Genomic DNA, 17096 nt, shown 5'->3' with positions numbered 1-17096 from the left:
GATTTCCCAGTATGTAAGACCCCTTGAAGACGACGAGGTAGATAGGCTGGGGGTGGAAGTGCAGCAATGCATGGAGCTGACCAGTACTAATCGGTCGAGGGCTTATCCAATTAGCAAGTTGTAATTCGCGTGTTTCGTTTCGAATCTAGTTTTCAGAGAATGATCTCTGAAATGTAAGCTAAGCTATGCGTTTGGTGGCGATGGCGGAGGGGTTCCACACGTACCCATCCCGAACACGACCGTTAAGCCCTCTAGCGCCGATGGTACTTGGACCGCAGGGTCCTGGGAGAGTAGGACGCCGCCAAGCAATAGAAGACACACTTGATGATATCGAGTGTGTCTTTTTCATTTTAATGTAATTCATTCGTTCCGATTTGACTTGTTATATACATAAAATACTGGCGTTCCAATCCTTAAAGCTGTGATACAATAGGTGAGGTCTATATAGAAAACGGAAACACGCATAAGTACGAGGAGGAACAGTGAACACGATGAAATCAGCCCCGTTTATTGCCGTGGAAGGTCCGATCGGAGCGGGGAAAACAACGCTGGCAACGATGCTTTCCCATGAATTGAATCTTCCGTTAGTTAAAGAAATCGTAGAAGAGAATCCATTTCTGGCTTCCTTTTATCAGGATATCGACGAGTGGAGTTTCCAATTGGAAATGTTTTTTCTGTGTAATCGTTTTAAACAACTGGAAGACACGGGCGCTCATTATGTAGAGCAAAATACCCCAGTCATTTCAGACTATCATATCTATAAAAATATGATTTTTGCCGATCGTACCTTAAAGGGAACGAAACGGGATAAATATCGTCAAATCTATCACCTGTTAACAGATGATCTGCCAAAGCCCAATCTGGTGCTTTATATTGAAGCTGAACTCGATACGTTGATGTATCGCATTAACAAGCGTGGACGCTCATTTGAGCAGGACATGGACCCGGCATATATGGAACAACTCATTGCTGATTACAAAACAGGCATGGACTATCTGGCGAATAGCTCAAATCCACCAGTAATCATTAAGGTCAATGCAGAGCAACTGGACTTTGTGGAACATCCTGAACACTTCAGGCAAATTGTTAATCAGGTAAAGGAGTATATCATATGAATAACTATGGCATTCCAGCGAATGCATTAATTACGGTAGCAGGTACGGTTGGGGTGGGCAAATCCACGTTAACGGCTGCACTTGCGCAGCGTTTGAATTTCAAGACTTCTCTGGAGCAAGTGGATCACAATCCATATTTGGAGAAGTTCTATCATGACTTCGAGCGTTGGAGCTTCCATCTGCAGATTTATTTCCTGGCAGAGCGCTTCAAGGAACAGAAAAAGATTTTTGAACTGGGTGGGGGATTCGTACAGGATCGTTCCATCTATGAAGATACGGGTATTTTTGCACAGATGCATGCGGATCAAGGAACCATGTCTGCTACAGATTTTGAGACATACAGCAGTTTATTTGAAGCGATGGTGATGACACCGTATTTCCCACATCCAGACGTGTTGATCTATCTGGAAGGCAGTCTGCCTTCGATTTTAAACCGAATTACGGAACGTGGACGCGAGATGGAGATTCAGACGGATCGTTCGTACTGGGAGCACATGCACGAGCGCTATTCCGTGTGGATTGATCAGTTTACGGCTTGCCCTGTGCTGCGTCTGAACATTGATGAGTATGATGTGCATGATCCGGCATCGGTGGATGCCATTTTGGCACAGATTGCAGCTGTCATTCAGCCTTCCAAGGAAGTGCAACGATAAGATAGAGCGAGTTTTCCAAGGTAAAACAAACTTCCCTTCTACGGCTATTATGCTGTTGGAGGGATGTTTTTTTATGTACCAATGGAGTGATTATGAGTTGTTTGTGGACAAAACTAAAATGATATTCGAGCGAATAAGGAAATGGATGCTTAATATATCTTTTCTATTATGTAAATAGATGGTCACCAAAAGTAGAAAAATGTTGAATAATAGGTCTTTTTGTGTTTTCATAGGAAAGGTGAATTTTGGAAAAGAAGCATATGCATGACTCAGGAGGGAAAGACAACGTGGAAGAGAAACAAGGCGTTAAAATCGGTATGCCGATCCTTGGTGGTTTAATTGCAGCCATTCTGGGAGGCATCGTGTGGGCAGCTATTGCTGCAATGACCGAGTATGAGGTGGGATTAATTGCGATTTTGATTGGAGCGCTCACGGGCTACGCAGTTGTGTTGTTCTCGAACAAACGAATTGCGACGGTACATAAAGTCATTGCCGTACTTTTTGCGCTCGTCGGCATTTTGTTGGGGAAATATCTGACGGTGGTTTATTTTACTTCCGAACTGTTTGGTGATGTAAGCGTGATGGAACTCGTGTTTGATAACGAGATGATCAGTGCGTTTGTGGAAACCTTCCAGGAGTACTTCGGCCAACCGATTGATTTGTTATTCATTGTGCTTGCGATTGTATCTGCATGGCAGATTCCTGGCCGGATGGCGAGAACTAGTCTAGCCACGGATGCATCTTCATCGGATCACGCACCAAGAGCTTAATCGGATAGACAGTGGACGCTGGCTTGACAGAAGGAACTTAATGCTCATCATCCTAAGGACTTGTGAAAAGGTTATATCGAAGGACTGGGAGCAGAAGAAAAACGTAGTAAAGAGCATCTACTTTAAAAGATATTTATAAAGTACTCAGAGTGAGCAGCAGTTAGGCTTGTTCACATTGCGGCTGAGTTACTTGGATACACAAAAGGGACGATACGCCTGAGGGTGTACGTCCCTTTTGTGTATCCACCAGGTAGGGGTGGATATTGCTCATAACTTTTGCAACAATTCGGATCGATTTAAATTACTTACCACATAACCCTAGTAAATATCCAGCATGTTCATAAGGTTAATTACAAGAAAGATAGGGTCACCCCAGGAGGTAGGTTCAAATATCCGAATGGTCATTTACAGCGAATAAAGCTAATGACGAGAGATTAATTTTACCACTAGAGGACAGAGCTTTAAGTTCAAGACCATCGTTTACAGTGCACATCTGACGGTAATGAGAGTTGAATAATACTATATGTGGTTGAAGAAAGGTCTATATTATTTGTTTTGGTCAGCAAATACAGCCATAGCATCTCTCATAAATACTGCCAAACCATCACCAAACTGGTCAATATTACGTGTGAAGCGTCCATCGTCCACGTACATCTGACCAAGTCCTCTAAAGGCTTCAGGTGAGTAGCTTCCCATTTGGTTTAGCCAAGTGTACCACTCTTTGATGCCGGCCTGTGCCTCCGCAGATGCTGGTTCTGTGTGACGAAGTGAAGCAAGATGTTTGTAGATTTCGTTCATTTGATCGGATAGAGCCTTCTGATCCTTGGTAGATTTACTGTGTAGCTTTTGATTTGCCTGATCTACGGCTTGGTTTCCCCACCGTTCACGCGCTTCTTGTTCATACGGATTCTGGCTAAAATCAAATCCTTCGAATTGTTCTTTGGCTGTCATTTTAATTTCTCCTCTCACATGTAAAACCGTTCTATCAATGGTAGCAATCATCTGGTCCAAGCGTTGGCGCTTCTCCTGCAGAATAAGTCGATGCATATTTAGTGCTTCTTCCGGGTTGAAGGAGGGGTTGGTTATAATGTTTTTGATCTCCTTCAGAGAGAAGTCGAGTTCCTTAAAAAACAATATCTGCTGCAACCGTTCCAGGTTGGCATCTGAATATAATCGATACCCAGCAGAAGTCACTTCGTCCGGGGTTAATAGTCCGATCTCATCATAGTGATGCAGTGTGCGCACACTGATCGAGGCAAGTTCGGCAACTTCTTTTACCTTCATGGCCATGTGTGAAACCTCCTTACAACACCGATTGTACAGTGTCACGTTACGTGAGAGTCAACAGTTGAAAATGAAAAAACAAGATGCGAGCATGGAAGCTGCATCTTGATCATGGATTGGTGACTGGATGTGACTAGATGTGAATAGGTGTGACGAAATAATTTTGTCATTCAGTCATTGTAGGGGAGCGGATGCGCTTCTAAGTCGAAGACACAGACTGCCGCGCCGCAGGGGGGAGGCTCCTCTGTTATGGAGAGGAGACTGAGCAGTTATGGGCTGCACCATGTGTTCGGTGCAGCCCACGGGGCCGGCAGTGCAGGGAGAGCAGGGCTACGCCTGCATCCCGCGCACTGCCGCAGCGAACTGCGCAGCCGCTGCGCGCACGTCGGCCGCGCCCGCGATGGCGGAGATGACGGCTACGCCGTCGGCTCCAGCCGCCATCACGGCGGCCGCGGTATCGGGCGTAATGCCGCCGATACCGACAATCGGAACTGCGATGCCTGCGGCGCGCAGTTCCGCTACCCCTGCGGGGCCCAGCACAGCGTGGGCATCCGCTTTGGAGCGCGTCGGGTACATGGGCCCGACGCCAAGATAGTCGGCGCCCGCCTGCATCGCACGGCGCGCCTCAACCACAGAGTGGGCGGATACGCCAAGCATCCGCCCATCTCCAATGCGGGCGCGTACCAGCGCCGCGTCCGCATCTTCCTGGCCGACATGCACGCCGTCGGCCTCCACCGCTACAGCCAGCTCCACATCATCGTTCACGATGAACGGGACCCCGTGCTGGCTGCACACCTCGCGAAGCCGCATCGCAAGCGTGATGCGAGCTTCGTGAGCCAGGGCGCCAGTTCCCTTTTCACGGAACTGGAACAGCGTAATGCCGCCAGCAATGGCCTGGCGCAGCACTTCCACCGGGTCTTGCGTTGTATTGACACTGCCCATCACCAAATACACCTGCATCGCGCGTTGTACCGCTTCTGCATTCCAAGGGAGCATCACTGTTCACCCCGCTGTCTGCGCTGATACGCAAAATGATTCGTTGGCCCATGTCCGGCCCCAATCCCCAGCTCATCTTCGATGGCAGCCTGAATGAATGCTCGCGCGGTCGTAACGGCAGCCAGAACAGGTGAACCCTTGGCTAACTCTGCGGTGATGGAGGCAGAGTATGTGCATCCTGTTCCGTGCGTATGACGTGTTACCACACGAACATTCTCCAGATAATGAAAAGACTGCCCGTCGTAGAGCACATCCACGATCATGCCACTTCCTTCATCATGACCACCTTTGACCAAAGCATACGTTGAGCCCATCTGTACAATCCGTCTTGCGGCTTCTTCCCGCTGACTCAGATTGGTGATAGACATTCCGGTAAGCAGTTCCGCCTCCGGTATATTAGGTGTTGTGATCAGGGCATGGGGCAACAGATCCTTAACCAACGCCTGTACAGCTTCCTGCTGGAGAAGGGGGGCGCCACCTTTGGCTACCATCACAGGGTCGATGACCAGATTAGACCAACGGTATTGCTGCCATTTCTCAGCCACTAGACGAATAATCTCGGCACTATATAACATGCCGGTCTTCGTTGCGGTTGGTTGAAAGTCTTCACCGGTCGATTCCAATTGCTGGGCAATGCCATCGTAAGGGATGGGAAAAACGCCCTGCACACCTGTTGTATTCTGGGCAGCGATAGCGGTGATAACGGTCATGCCGTATACGCCAAGCTCCTGGAACGTTTTCAGATCGGCCTGAATTCCTGCGCCGCCCCCGTTATCGGAGCCTGCAATGGTTAGCGCTTGGGCAATGTTCATATTGCACCTCCACGGATCTGACGGATCTGTGCGTGCTTTGCCAAGAGGTCAGGTGTCACTTGTGCCAGTTGATTTAACAAATCAATTTGGAAGCTGCCTGGTCCCAGGTGAGCCGTACGCTCTGCTGCCAGTTCAGCTGCTATACCATAAAACGCAAGCGCTTCTACAACACTGCCTAGAAGATCGGCTTCCGATTCCGCTATGGCTGTAAAAGCACCAATCACCGAACTTAGCAGACAACCTGCACCCGTGACCTGAGTGAGCAGGGGATGTCCATTTCTTGTGAGGAATGTGGATTGTCCATCCGTGATGATATCTTCTTTCCCGGTAATGACCACGACACAGCCAAGTTGTTGCGCTGCCCGCTCGGCAATGCCGATCCGATCACCTTCACCTGATCCTGCGTCTACGCCTTTAATACTCCAACTCTCACCGATGACATTGGCGACCTCCGCCACATTGCCGCGCAGTACCGTGAGGCGAAGCTCACGAACGAGCATCTGCACGGTTTCCGTGCGATAAGCGGTTGCGCCTGCGCCGACAGGATCAAGCACCACAGGCACGTGATGCGCATTAGCCGATTGGCCTGCCAGACGGATCGCCTGAACGACTTTGTCATCGAGTGTACCGATGTTGAGTACCACGGCTCCTGACATCTTGGCGACATCAGCGACCTCTTCATGAGCATAGGCCATAAAAGGGGACGCACCTAGTGCAAGCAGGCCATTGGCTGTGAAGGGAGCCACGACAAGGTTGGTGATATTGTGTACCAGCGGATTTTGCGTACGAACACGTTCCAGATAAGACATATAATTTCCTCCTTGTTATGAAGTAACCCCATCGGTAGAAGACCGGTATGAAGGGTCACTCAGCAGAATAATAGGATATGAGTCTCATTGTTGAGTTGGGGCGCAGAGTCTAACAACAGCCAGATGCATTAATGCGGGAAAAGCAGAAACGTAAAATCTAAATCAATTTCATAACTCACTAAAAATGGATTTTTATAACTGGATATAGACAAATTGAATCATTTTGATCTATATCTCCCCTTGATTGAAACAGCTTAAGGTTGGATTTATATAAAATAACGAAACAGTACAAAACGCAAGAATACAAAATACAGAAAGTGAACCCCGCGTATGTCTCCAAACTCAGGCAAGCGATGCGGTGATGGACGTTGGCGTCCAACCAGTGTCTTGAAGTCCAGACTGAACGATACCCAATGATCGGGGCGCGAAGGTCACACGATGTTTCTAAAGAACACAGGACGTCTTATTTGGCTGTCAGATCCTCCTTTTGAATGGTAAGGAACATCAGACACGTTATTTCCCAGAATCGCTAACAAAAACGCTGCAAATAGCTGATTATTCTGATATAACATGTTTCAGATTCCTTAGATTTCTGTAACCGCTCCAAATCCTTGAATAGGACGCCACAGATTCTTTAGCACTCGCTGCATGCTCTGTTTTAATCAAGTTAAGGCGCGATCCAGCTCCCAGTAGGCTTGAAGATATGCGCTGACGTACATACCAAATACATATCAACAAGTCACCCAAACGCATATCAAGGTACCCAATTGCACATCAAGCCACTTAGGATTGTTAAAATTCTGATCCTCCAATGCTTGCTTCAGGCCAATTCCATTTCGCAAACCTTCATGCATCCGATCCTACGTTTTTGCTAACTTTGCTTTTAATCCCCTTGCTTTCATTCCCTTTGCGTTCAGTCACTTTTCCTTCATTCAGGTTGCTCTACTTTACTTACTCTCCTTGCAGATTAATAAAAGCATCCTCGGCTTTCACCGCTTCAGGAATCAAATCCTTTTTAACGAGCCATGCACGTACATTTTCCCACGACGCCATTTCCTGCCGACCAAACGGTTGGCCTTCTTCATTCATGAGTGGCAGTAGAATAGCCAGGCTTTTGGTTTCGATCTCCGGGTCAAGCGGAGACGTTTCATTCTCATGAGCGAGCAGAATATTCAAGGCTTCTTCTGGATGCTCAGTCACATATTTCTGTCCTTCCTGGATCGCTTTGACGAACCGGGTAAGTTGGTCTTTTTTTGCTTCAATACCAGTTTCACTTGCGGTCAGGACCAATTCATAATAATCAGGCACACCATAATCGACAGGGTTAATCGATTTCATGGCATGTCCTTCTTTCTCCAAAATCAATTGCTCATGGTTAATAAAACCACCCATAATCGCATCTGCCTGTCCGGAAGCCAGCGAAGGAATCAGATCGAACCCAACGTCAACCAGATTCATGTTATCTGGGTTTCCACCATCGTGGCTAATCATCGTACGTACCATCGCTTCATACAGCGGAATCGAAGAATAACCGACAGTTTTTCCTTCAAGATCTTTGGGTGAGCTCACGTTGCCATTTGCTTCGGTCAACAGGTGCACAAGCGGGTGCCGAACAACAGCAGCAATGGAACGTACAGGAATGTTCTCGCCACGCGCGAGCAAGATTTGGGGCTGGTAGCTAAGGGCCAGATCAATTTTACCGGCAGCAACAAGTTTGAGTGAATCATTGGTATCCGCAGGCATCTGAATTTCGACATCCAGACCTTGGTCTGCGAAGTATCCTTTTTCCTGAGCAACATAGATGAAGGAGTGAACTGCATTCGGGTACCAGTCGAGCATGATGGACAGTTTATCTTTGGCGTCTGATGCTGGTTCGGTTGCAGACGGATCTGTTTGCTGTGCATTCGTTGCAGAGTCTATTGTTGGCGTGTTTTTGCTAGTATTCGTGGTGCTGCATCCGCTAACGATCAGCAAAAGGCTAATGAGCATGATGGGAAGCAGGGAGTATATACCTTTGTTATTCATAAATGAAGTTCCTCATTTCATCGTTTTGTTTACAACTAATTTCTGTCTAAGTATTATCCAACTTTTCTTTTGCCTCCATGACCATGACGCCGTATGCTAAACCGTTTCTCCAGCCAGGCAATCAGTACAAACAAAACGATCCCCAGCAGGGATAACAGCACAATAGCGGCAAACATTGCATCCGTGTTCATGTTGCTGGACATACGGCGGCTGAAGTATCCGAGACCTTTGCTGCCACCGAGCCATTCGCCAATCGTTGCCCCAACCACGCAGTACACCACAGACATCTTTAGCCCCGAGAAAAAAGAGGGAAGCGCCAGTGGAACCTGGAGTTTGCAAAAAATATCCCACTTGCTGGCGCCCATGGTGAGCAGCAGTTCACGCTGCTCTGGATCGCCTTGGCGGAGTCCATCGTAGGTACTGACCACAATGGGGAAGAACGCAATTAGGAACACCACGGCGACTTTGCTCCACAGCGTATAACCAAACCACAGGATGAATACAGGAGACAGGGCAATCAGCGGTATGGTCTGACTGATCACGATGAAGGGATACAAAGCCTTTTCAATCGATCGGTTCATATGCATGCCTGTTGCTAGCGTAATTCCAGTCACTATGGACAAGACAAAACCAACAACAACCTCCATAAAGGTAGCAGGCAGATGGATGGTCAACAGCAGATGACAATGCTTAATCAGTGAGCCTGCGATGGCCGTGGGTGCAGGAATGATGAAGGAAGGCACCCATCCCATACGCACAATCACTTCCCAGATCACCAGTAATAAGAGCACGAGCACAATAAACAAACCATATTGGGAAAACCACTTCGAGAGCCAAGTCCGGACGCTGACCTTACCTCTATCGCTTTGCATGCAATTGTTCCTCCAGTTGTTGTCTCATCTGCACAAGAGCCGTTTCGTAGATCATGTCCGAATGCCTTGGGCGTGATAAAGGAACCGTCATCTCCCGCAATTGCTGACCTTGCCCTCCTGGAGTTAACAGAATGATACGGTCACTTAACAGCAGGGCTTCTTCGATGTCATGTGTAATGAACAGCACGGTTTGGCCAAAGCCCTCCCACAGCTCCAACAACCAGCGATGCATTTCTCGTTTTGTTAAGGCATCGAGTGCACCGAAGGGTTCATCCAGCAACATGAGCTGCCCGCCTGTAAGCAAGGTACGAAGCAATGCCACCCGCTGCCGCATGCCGCCGGACAATTCATCCGGATAGGCCTGTTCATAACCCGACAGGCCGAACCTTGCCAATCCAGCTAGGATGTTGGCACGTAACTTGTCCTTGTCCTGTCGGCCTGGTGCCAACTCGGCAGGCAGCATGCAGTTCTCCATGACGGTACGCCAGGATAACAGCAGGTCTTTCTGCGGCATATAGGCGACTCGTCCGAGCCGTTCTCCTCGCGGTACATCAGCAATATCGATGGTGCCGCCGGTTGGCTCAAGCAAGCCTGCGAGCAGCTTGAAGAGCGTGCTTTTACCTGATCCGCTGGAGCCGATAATCGAGACAAATTCTCCTTGTTGAACCCGAAGCGACACATTGGAGAGCACGGGGGAATCCTTTTTTTTGGAAAAAGCAAAGCTTACGTTGTGAATGGTTACATGGTTATCCATCTGATCCTCACCCCCTTAATTTCAGACTGCTGGAATAACAACGGCATCCTATGCTCTGCAAAAGGAACAAAAAAGACCCACCCATTTCCGGAGAAATGAGTGGGTCTGTAAGTTAAATCGGCAATTTATCTTCACATATACATGAAAAAATTCCGCTTACTAAAAGGCCGCTCCACTTCCCTCCGCTGGTATGATCCAGATCAGGTTCAAAGGGTCCGAATAGTCATATTCGTCTCAGCCGCAAGGCTCCCCTAGTGCAAAAGTTCAAGATATGCAGTTGTGTGTTCAGCATATATCACTCGAACATGAACTGTAAAGAGGCAGTGTGATAGAATTCTTGAGATGAACTTGGAGTCAGACCCGAACAACTGAACAATTTACCTTGGCTTCCGAACTCGATATAATAGGGATGGCCCGTAAAGGCCGGATCACAAAATGCAGGTGGGAATGTTCTCCCTCCTAGGCAGAATGGGGACCCGAGTTGAAAACGTTCAAAAAAGTATATATTGAGATCACGAGTATCTGCAATCTGGCTTGCAGCTTCTGTCCACAGACGCAGCGTGCCAAAGGATTCATTGACCCTGAAGTCTTCAACAATATACTGGAACAAGTTAAACCACACACCAATCATATTTATCTACATGTCAAAGGCGAACCCTTGTTGCATCCCAAAATAGATCTGTTGCTTGATTCCGCACATGAGAAGGGACTCAAGGTGAACATTACAACAAATGGTACACTGTTGCCCAAGACTCAGCATAAATTGCTTGGCAAACCGGCGCTGCGGCAGATGAATTTCTCCCTGCACAGCTTCGATGGGCATGAAGGTTCAACAGATCGTGACGGATATCTGCGTCATATTTTGTCCTTTGTACACGAGGCCGTTAAACACAATGTCATCATCTCATTCCGACTGTGGAATCTGACGCAGGATAACTTCACGAATGCTCAGATGAATCGAAATCGGGAGACCCTTGAAGTATTGGAACGTGAGTTCAATCTGGACTTCCGCATTGAGGAAAAAGTAGTTCCAGGCAGCGGGGTCAAAATTGCCCCAAATGTATACCTGAATCAGGACCATGAGTTCCAATGGCCAAGTCTGGATGCACCTGAAGATGACGGCAAAGGCTTTTGCCATGCATTGCGTAATCAGGCAGCTGTGCTTGTAGATGGAACGGTGGTTCCATGCTGTCTCGATGGCGAGGGTGTGATTAATCTGGGTAATGTGCACGAGAAGTCATTCTCGGAGATTATTGAGGGTGAGCGGGCGAACAATCTGGTATATGGCTTCTCCAAACGCGAAGCTGTAGAAGAGTTGTGTCGAAAGTGCGGTTATCGTCAGAGATTTGGAGCCTGACATCTTATGTTAGCAAGCCGGAAGTCATTCAAGATCACACATTTGGAGACAAATGTAGTGGTCTTTCTTTGTGATCGGGGATTCAAGTGAGGGGTACATACGTTACAAATGAGCATACCAGAGGTTGATATGAGCATATTGCTTGAGAGACCTGGTATGCAAAAAATGCCGATATGACAGGGATTGTGCGATGTCATGATATATCTGATCTAATGATTATTCTAGTTACCTTCCTTATTTGGTAGGATTAGGTTGTGGATCGGACAGAGGTGCACCTCTGACGAACTTCCAGGACAAGCTCAGGCTTGTACATTACCAAATAACGAGAGAATAAGGGAGGAATAAAGTTATGAAAAAAATATTGACGTTGTTGTTGTCCGCTGGTTTGGTTGCTTCCATATTTGGTGCAGTTCCGGTTGCTGCTGCGCCTACAGTTGTAAATTCAACAATTGTTGTTCCAAAGGGCACGACCTATGACGGTCAAGGCAAAACATTTGTAGCCAATCCTTCCACACTGGGTGATGGGTCTCAAGCAGAGGGTCAGAAACCAGTCTTCCGCCTGGAGGCAGGGGCCACACTCAAAAATGTAAATATTGGATCACCTGCTGCCGATGGTGTTCACTGTTATGGTAGCTGTAATATTTCGAATGTAGTCTGGGAGGACGTAGGCGAGGATGCTCTGACATTGAAGTCGGCCGGAACGGTTAACATTACCGGTGGGGCAGCGTATAAGGCCTATGATAAAGTATTCCAGATCAATGCAGCCGGAACGATTAACATCAAAAATTTCCGTGCAGATGATATCGGCAAACTGGTGCGTCAAAATGGTGGAACTTCCTTCACAGTTAACATGACGCTGGATAACTCCAACATTTCCAATGTGAAAGATTCGATTATGCGTACAGACAGCAGTACATCACAAGGGAAAATTACGAATACCCGCTATTCCAAAGTACCAACCCTGTTCAAGGGCTTTGCTTCAGGTAAAACCAGTCAATCCGGGAACACGCAATATTAAACAAGAGATTGAATCGCTGGAGTTGGTAAAACTGTCTGCTCCGCTTGTGATTTGAAAGTTAAAATATAACGCCAAAAAGAGCGTCCCAAGGTCATTGCCACACTGACTTTGAGGGACGCTCTTTGTAATGCAGATATTATAGTATAGTTCTGCTGAGCAATGTTTCATAGTGGAGGCTCAAATTATTTTTCTCCCGGAACTTCAACGATGACTTTGCCTTTCTCGGGGACAACAGAACCGGTATCCATAGAGCCCGATTTGTTCATGATCTCGTAAGAGGTTTCTTCCAGCATGCGAGAGTACTTGAATGATACGAGTGTTTGACCTGCTACGGAAGGACGAGTCCCTGCTTCAGCGACGGCTTTGGTTTTAATAAAGAACAGGTCACCGATGGTTCCGGCATTTTTGCTGATGTTAGCCTGCCATTGTAGCAGGGCACTTCCATTTTTAAGGATGTAATAACTGATCAGATCGTTATCCTCAACAACGAAGAAACGATCTTTTTTGCCTTGTTCAAAAATGTATTCAATGGATGAATCCACCGGACCCAAAGGGTTGCGAATGTCCAGACGTGCTTGTCCCAGTTCAGAGAAGCGTGGCAGATGCAGTGCGGCTTCACGCGCCACAGTCAGATCGGAACTGTTATATTCTTTTACAATCGTAGCATCGGTAGTGTAAATGTAGGCTTCCTTGGCACTCTGGTTCCACTGCACCTTGGCACCAAAAGCTTCACCGATGGCACGGAGCGGTAGCATCGCTTTACCATTCACCAGAATCGGCGCGGAGGATAATGTCGCATTCTGACCGTTTTTCTTCATTGTTTTGCTGTTAGGTGTAAGGACATACTTATCGCTGCCTGTGCTAATGCTGATCTCTTTTGTTTTGTTATTGTAGCCAAACGTATAGTTGCCTAGGAATTGAAGCTCTGTCAATGCCACGTACGTAATACCCTGCCGTATGACAACATCATATTCAGCCTGAACATTGTTAATATAAGCTGTCGGTTTAGGTTTAGTTGCTGCAGCTTCCGCCACAGTGGATGAGAGTAAGGCAGGTGCCGTGCCTGCGGTGAGTATCGAAGCGGCAAGGACCATTTTCCATGTTTTAAGCTGCCAAACAGAGTTGTAATTTTTCATCACTATCCATCTCCCTTCTAATGTTTAAGACGCACTAGATAACCTAAATGTTGCATATTATGGAAAGTGAATTATCGGATACCCCCTTCCCATTTACCCCAAAAGAAGCATGATGATTCTTCTAGGGATTGTCACAATTACCCAACTGATGTACAGTAGAAGCAATGAAATAAGTGAACCGGGAGCTCAATGAAGTTGGGCTGAGAGAGTGGACTTGTGCCGCTGACCGTACATCTGATCTGGGTAATGCCAGCGTAGAGAACATGGATTTGCAATATGTAAGGGTGAATTGCGGGAATGAACGTGGATGAACAACAGACCTCTTTGAGCTGGGGTGGTGTATCTGCCAGTGCGGAGAGGGAATGGTTGATATTCCGTATTTTCGACATCCATCCGATACATTATTGTGAGGATTGTATACTGCGCGTAAGGCCTGCCCGGAACCGGGGAGGCTTTTTCGTTTATTTTGATAACCCTCACAGGGAACAGAGGAAGGACGTAGAGAACATGGCAACAACAGCAGGCAACAAGCGATTGAAACTAACGGATATTCTGGTAACCATCGTGATCGCAGTGGTGTTTGGGGTGATTTACAAGATATGGGGACCTACATATGACTTGATGAAGCCATTAGGCGTTCATGCGGAGCAGATGATCTACGGCATGTGGTTTATGGCGGGCACGTTTGCTTTTGTTATCATTCGTAAACCAGGCGTGGCGATTCTTGCCGAGGTTGCAGCTTCAACGGTAAGTGCTTTTTTAGGCAGTGAATGGGGCATGTCCACACTTGTGTATGGTCTGTTGCAAGGGTTGGGAGCCGAGATATTCTTTGCCGCATTCCTGTATCGAAAAACCAATCTGTTTGTCACTTGTCTTGCAGCCATAGGAGCCGCAGCGGCTTCGCTTTTGCTGGATTACCAGTACGGGTATATTGATTCACTCTCGGCCTGGAATTATACGTTATTTATCGGATTCCGCTTCATCGGAAGCATCCTGATTGCAGGAGTGTTCGCTTATTATCTTGCCAAAGCATTGGAACTGACCGGTGTAACACGCTCACTCAGACCAGTATCCAAACAAGATTATGAGGCGTTGGATTAGATGAACAGGGAAGGGAATTCGCAAGCGGTAAGTGTCACAAATCTAAGATGCAAGTTCCCGGGAGAGAAAGCCTTGGTATTTCAAGGCTTGTCTCTTTCTGTGCGTCAAGGAGAGAAAGTGCTGTTGCTTGGCCCAAGTGGCTCCGGTAAATCGACGTTATTGCAAATTCTGAGCGGTCTGATACCACGTTCGGTTGAGATTCCGATGAAATGTGATGATATTCAGGTTTCCGCCCAATCAGGAGTGGTCTTTCAAGATCCGGATACCCAGTTCTGTATGTCCTTTACGGATGAAGAGATCGCATTTGTTCTGGAAAACCGAAATATTCCGCGTGAAGAGATGCCTGCTCTGATTGAATATTATCTGAAACAAGTGGGGTTATTCTTTGAACAGAATCGTGTATTGATCCAGTCCATGTCTCAGGGGATGAAGCAGCGTCTTGCGATTGCTTCGATGCTTGCCATGGACCCGGAGGTATTGTTTTTGGATGAACCCACTGCACTGCTGGATGATGAGGGTACTTCCCAGGTGTGGGATACCGTCAGACGGATCGCGAGTGACAAAACGATCATCATCGTTGAACACAAAATAAACGAGATTGTAGATATGGTCGACCGCATCATTGTGTTATCACCTGAAGGAAAGATTGTGGCGGATGGGCCAGCACATCAGGTATTCACGGATGAACGGGGCAAGCTGAAGGATTATGGGATCTGGTATCCAGGCATATGGGAGGAGCGAGAGCAGGCAACTAAGGAAGAACAGGGAAGTACATCTGGAGAGCTTCAAGTGTGTGCGGATCAGGGCATCTCAAGCTTGGAAGCACAGCAATCGTCTGGTTTATCTGAAATACCGGGTATATTCCCCATGTCTCATGGTTCATCCTTATCACCTGTATCACTTGCCTATCAGCCTGCACTGGACTTGCAGCAGTTCAACGGATGGCGTGGTAAATCATCATCTATTCAGGTGGAACAGGCCAAGGTATGGCATGGAGACTGGATCGGTGTTGTGGGAGCCAATGGTGCAGGCAAGAGTTCATTGTTGTTATCTCTGATGAATATCCTGAAGACGACAGGTCACTATGAGGTGGATGGTCATCCCTCTGGCAAAACGGAGCAACTGGCAGATCAAATTGCATTTGTATTTCAGAACCCGGAGTTTCAATTTGTGACCAACACCGTCGCGGAAGAAGTGGAATTTTCATTGCTGGGGGGCAGGCTTACAACGGAAGAAAGACTTGCCAGGACTGATCAGATGCTGAATCAATTTGGACTAAACGACCTGGCTGAGCGTCATCCCTACCAATTATCGATGGGGCAAAAACGACGTTTGAGCGTTGCCTCTGCACTGGTGAGAGAGCAGCGAATACTGCTGTTGGATGAACCTACCTTTGGACAGGATGCCCGCAATACGTTTGCCATGTTAGCCCAACTGGAGCAATTGCGGAGAGAGGGGACAGCCATTGTTATGGTTACCCATGATCGTGAAATTGTAAAAAGATATTGCACCCGAATCTGGTCGGTGGATGAGGGGAGGTTATCTGATGCAACTGTCGTTTCCTCACCGTGAAACCTGGCTTCATACTGTTAATCCGGGATTAAAGATGATTATTCTGACGATGATGTTTGTCATCGTTATCATTATTCACAATCTGAATGTAATGGCCAATGTTGCTGTGGCGATGATGTTATTACTGTGCTGGACAGGCCATCCGTGGTACAGATTAATCCTGTACGCGTCCCCATTCATTCTGGTGTTTATCTCCACATCTACAGGTATGATGATGTTTGGTAAGGGCGAGACCACATGGTATAAGTGGGGACTGATTCATATAACCGAAGAGAGCTTTTATCGCGGTCTACACTTGGGTTTTCGCTCGCTGAGCATGGCGGCGGCTGGGTTACTCTTTGGTCTTACGACGAAGCCGGTACGGCTGTTTTATTCCCTGATGCAGCAGTGGAAGCTTCCTGCGAAATATGCCTATAGCTTTCTGGCCGCGATGCGCATGATCCCCATTTTGCTGGATGAATTCCAGACGCTCCGTTACGCTATTCGTATTCGGGGGACAAGGCAGCGCGGCTCTCGCTGGAACGTGTATGGTACGCTCAAGCGTTACGCTATTCCGCTGCTGGCACAGAGTATTCGCCGTGCACAGCGAATGGCGGTAGCGATGGAAGCGAAAGGATTTACGGATGGCGCGAGCCGAACGTATTACATTCAGATTGGCTATTCCCTAGCTGATCTGTGGTTTGTATTTTATTATATCCTCACCTTAATAGCGGCTTATTACATCGGGGTTACCTTTCCTTATCATGCTACGATGGTGGATGTAAGGTAATACGGGGAGATAGAGAGAAATATATTGAGGTAACCGGTAACTTTTTCCTGTTT

16 protein-coding genes, 2 rRNA genes and 1 riboswitch are annotated in these 17096 nt (G+C 47.4%); of the genes, 10 read left to right on the top strand and 8 right to left on the bottom strand.

Annotated elements, in window-relative coordinates:
- From QVE09_RS19735 to QVE09_RS19715, 5 genes are all read left to right on the top strand, one after another.
- Positions 1–110 (top strand): 23S ribosomal RNA (locus QVE09_RS19735); the annotation flags it as partial.
- 80 nt (positions 111–190) lie between these two features.
- Positions 191–307, top strand: a 5S ribosomal RNA gene (gene rrf, locus QVE09_RS19730).
- A 184-nt stretch (positions 308–491) separates the two neighbouring features.
- Positions 492–1115, top strand: a complete 624-nt coding sequence (locus QVE09_RS19725) for a deoxynucleoside kinase (protein WP_017690540.1) — start codon at positions 492–494, stop codon at positions 1113–1115.
- Entirely contained in the window at positions 1112–1768 is a 657-nt protein-coding gene (locus QVE09_RS19720) for a deoxynucleoside kinase (protein WP_091016111.1), read from the top strand. Before QVE09_RS19725 ends, QVE09_RS19720 begins: the two co-directional genes overlap by 4 nt.
- A gap of 287 nt (positions 1769–2055) precedes the next feature.
- Entirely contained in the window at positions 2056–2538 is a 483-nt protein-coding gene (locus QVE09_RS19715; RefSeq protein WP_315938153.1) for a hypothetical protein, read from the top strand.
- Between the two features lie 546 nt (positions 2539–3084).
- Here QVE09_RS19715 and QVE09_RS19710 read toward each other — a convergent pair.
- The 7 genes from QVE09_RS19710 to QVE09_RS19680 form a co-directional block, all read right to left on the bottom strand.
- Entirely contained in the window at positions 3085–3828 is a 744-nt protein-coding gene (locus QVE09_RS19710) for a MerR family transcriptional regulator (RefSeq protein WP_315938152.1), read from the bottom strand.
- Positions 3829–4152: 324 nt separating this feature from the next.
- Positions 4153–4818 (bottom strand): thiamine phosphate synthase, encoded by a 666-nt coding sequence (gene thiE, locus QVE09_RS19705; RefSeq protein ID WP_315938151.1) that lies wholly within the window; start codon positions 4816–4818, stop codon positions 4153–4155.
- The gene (gene thiD / locus QVE09_RS19700) at positions 4818–5630 is read right to left on the bottom strand and encodes a bifunctional hydroxymethylpyrimidine kinase/phosphomethylpyrimidine kinase (protein ID WP_315938150.1); all 813 of its coding nucleotides are present in this window, start codon (positions 5628–5630) and stop codon (positions 4818–4820) included. Before thiD ends, thiE begins: the two co-directional genes overlap by 1 nt.
- Entirely contained in the window at positions 5627–6439 is an 813-nt protein-coding gene (gene thiM / locus QVE09_RS19695; RefSeq protein WP_315938149.1) for a hydroxyethylthiazole kinase, read from the bottom strand. The genes thiD and thiM overlap by 4 nt, the downstream gene beginning before the upstream one ends.
- Before the next feature lie 951 nt (positions 6440–7390).
- Positions 7391–8464, bottom strand: coding sequence for an ABC transporter substrate-binding protein (locus QVE09_RS19690; RefSeq protein WP_315938148.1), 1074 nt, complete (start codon positions 8462–8464; stop codon positions 7391–7393).
- Between the two features lie 53 nt (positions 8465–8517).
- Positions 8518–9336 (bottom strand): ABC transporter permease, encoded by an 819-nt coding sequence (locus tag QVE09_RS19685; RefSeq protein ID WP_315938147.1) that lies wholly within the window; start codon positions 9334–9336, stop codon positions 8518–8520.
- Positions 9323–10090 carry an ABC transporter ATP-binding protein gene (locus tag QVE09_RS19680; RefSeq protein ID WP_315938146.1) on the bottom strand — a complete coding sequence of 256 codons (768 nt, stop codon included), beginning with the start codon at positions 10088–10090 and terminating at the stop codon, positions 9323–9325. Before QVE09_RS19680 ends, QVE09_RS19685 begins: the two co-directional genes overlap by 14 nt.
- A gap of 160 nt (positions 10091–10250) precedes the next feature.
- A riboswitch (TPP riboswitch) is annotated at positions 10251–10353 on the bottom strand.
- Between the two features lie 218 nt (positions 10354–10571).
- Between QVE09_RS19680 and QVE09_RS19675 the strand changes: the two genes are divergently transcribed.
- Positions 10572–11447, top strand: a complete 876-nt coding sequence (locus tag QVE09_RS19675) for a radical SAM/SPASM domain-containing protein (RefSeq protein ID WP_315938145.1) — start codon at positions 10572–10574, stop codon at positions 11445–11447.
- Positions 11448–11796: 349 nt separating this feature from the next.
- Positions 11797–12465, top strand: a complete 669-nt coding sequence (locus QVE09_RS19670; RefSeq protein WP_315938144.1) for a pectate lyase — start codon at positions 11797–11799, stop codon at positions 12463–12465.
- Between the two features lie 182 nt (positions 12466–12647).
- On the opposite strand, the gene QVE09_RS19665 is transcribed toward QVE09_RS19670, so the two are convergent.
- Positions 12648–13601 carry a copper amine oxidase N-terminal domain-containing protein gene (locus QVE09_RS19665; RefSeq protein WP_315938143.1) on the bottom strand — a complete coding sequence of 318 codons (954 nt, stop codon included), beginning with the start codon at positions 13599–13601 and terminating at the stop codon, positions 12648–12650.
- A gap of 507 nt (positions 13602–14108) precedes the next feature.
- Between QVE09_RS19665 and QVE09_RS19660 the strand changes: the two genes are divergently transcribed.
- From QVE09_RS19660 to QVE09_RS19650, 3 genes are read left to right on the top strand one after another with little or no spacing between them, the layout of a single operon-like run.
- Positions 14109–14702: an ECF transporter S component gene (locus QVE09_RS19660; protein WP_315938142.1), complete on the top strand. Its 594-nt coding sequence runs from the start codon at positions 14109–14111 to the stop codon at positions 14700–14702.
- Positions 14703–16274, top strand: a complete 1572-nt coding sequence (locus QVE09_RS19655) for an ABC transporter ATP-binding protein (protein WP_315938141.1) — start codon at positions 14703–14705, stop codon at positions 16272–16274. It abuts the gene before it with no gap.
- Positions 16249–17043 (top strand): energy-coupling factor transporter transmembrane component T family protein, encoded by a 795-nt coding sequence (locus QVE09_RS19650; protein ID WP_315938140.1) that lies wholly within the window; start codon positions 16249–16251, stop codon positions 17041–17043. Before QVE09_RS19655 ends, QVE09_RS19650 begins: the two co-directional genes overlap by 26 nt.
- Positions 17044–17096: the final 53 nt, after the last annotated feature.

The sequence above is a fragment of the Paenibacillus sp. ClWae2A genome (assembly GCF_032452295.1).
Lineage (GTDB): Bacteria > Bacillota > Bacilli > Paenibacillales > Paenibacillaceae > Paenibacillus.
The sequence above is the reverse complement of the archived record's forward strand: the minus strand, read 5'-3'. Positions and strand labels throughout refer to the sequence as shown.

Bases quoted from the DNA above. Each gene is read 5' to 3' on its own strand.
- QVE09_RS19725 (WP_017690540.1), top strand. From the start codon at position 492: ATGAAATCAGCCCCGTTTATTGCCGTGGAAGGTCCGATCGGAGCGGGG.
- QVE09_RS19720 (WP_091016111.1), top strand. From the start codon at position 1,112: ATGAATAACTATGGCATTCCAGCGAATGCATTAATTACGGTAGCAGGT.
- QVE09_RS19710 (WP_315938152.1), bottom strand. From the start codon at position 3,828: ATGGCCATGAAGGTAAAAGAAGTTGCCGAACTTGCCTCGATCAGTGTG.
- thiE (WP_315938151.1), bottom strand. From the start codon at position 4,818: ATGCTCCCTTGGAATGCAGAAGCGGTACAACGCGCGATGCAGGTGTAT.
- thiD (WP_315938150.1), bottom strand. From the start codon at position 5,630: ATGAACATTGCCCAAGCGCTAACCATTGCAGGCTCCGATAACGGGGGC.
- thiM (WP_315938149.1), bottom strand. From the start codon at position 6,439: ATGTCTTATCTGGAACGTGTTCGTACGCAAAATCCGCTGGTACACAAT.
- QVE09_RS19690 (WP_315938148.1), bottom strand. From the start codon at position 8,464: ATGAATAACAAAGGTATATACTCCCTGCTTCCCATCATGCTCATTAGC.
- QVE09_RS19685 (WP_315938147.1), bottom strand. From the start codon at position 9,336: ATGCAAAGCGATAGAGGTAAGGTCAGCGTCCGGACTTGGCTCTCGAAG.
- QVE09_RS19680 (WP_315938146.1), bottom strand. From the start codon at position 10,090: ATGGATAACCATGTAACCATTCACAACGTAAGCTTTGCTTTTTCCAAA.
- QVE09_RS19670 (WP_315938144.1), top strand. From the start codon at position 11,797: ATGAAAAAAATATTGACGTTGTTGTTGTCCGCTGGTTTGGTTGCTTCC.
- QVE09_RS19665 (WP_315938143.1), bottom strand. From the start codon at position 13,601: ATGAAAAATTACAACTCTGTTTGGCAGCTTAAAACATGGAAAATGGTC.
- QVE09_RS19660 (WP_315938142.1), top strand. From the start codon at position 14,109: ATGGCAACAACAGCAGGCAACAAGCGATTGAAACTAACGGATATTCTG.
- QVE09_RS19655 (WP_315938141.1), top strand. From the start codon at position 14,703: ATGAACAGGGAAGGGAATTCGCAAGCGGTAAGTGTCACAAATCTAAGA.
- QVE09_RS19650 (WP_315938140.1), top strand. From the start codon at position 16,249: ATGCAACTGTCGTTTCCTCACCGTGAAACCTGGCTTCATACTGTTAAT.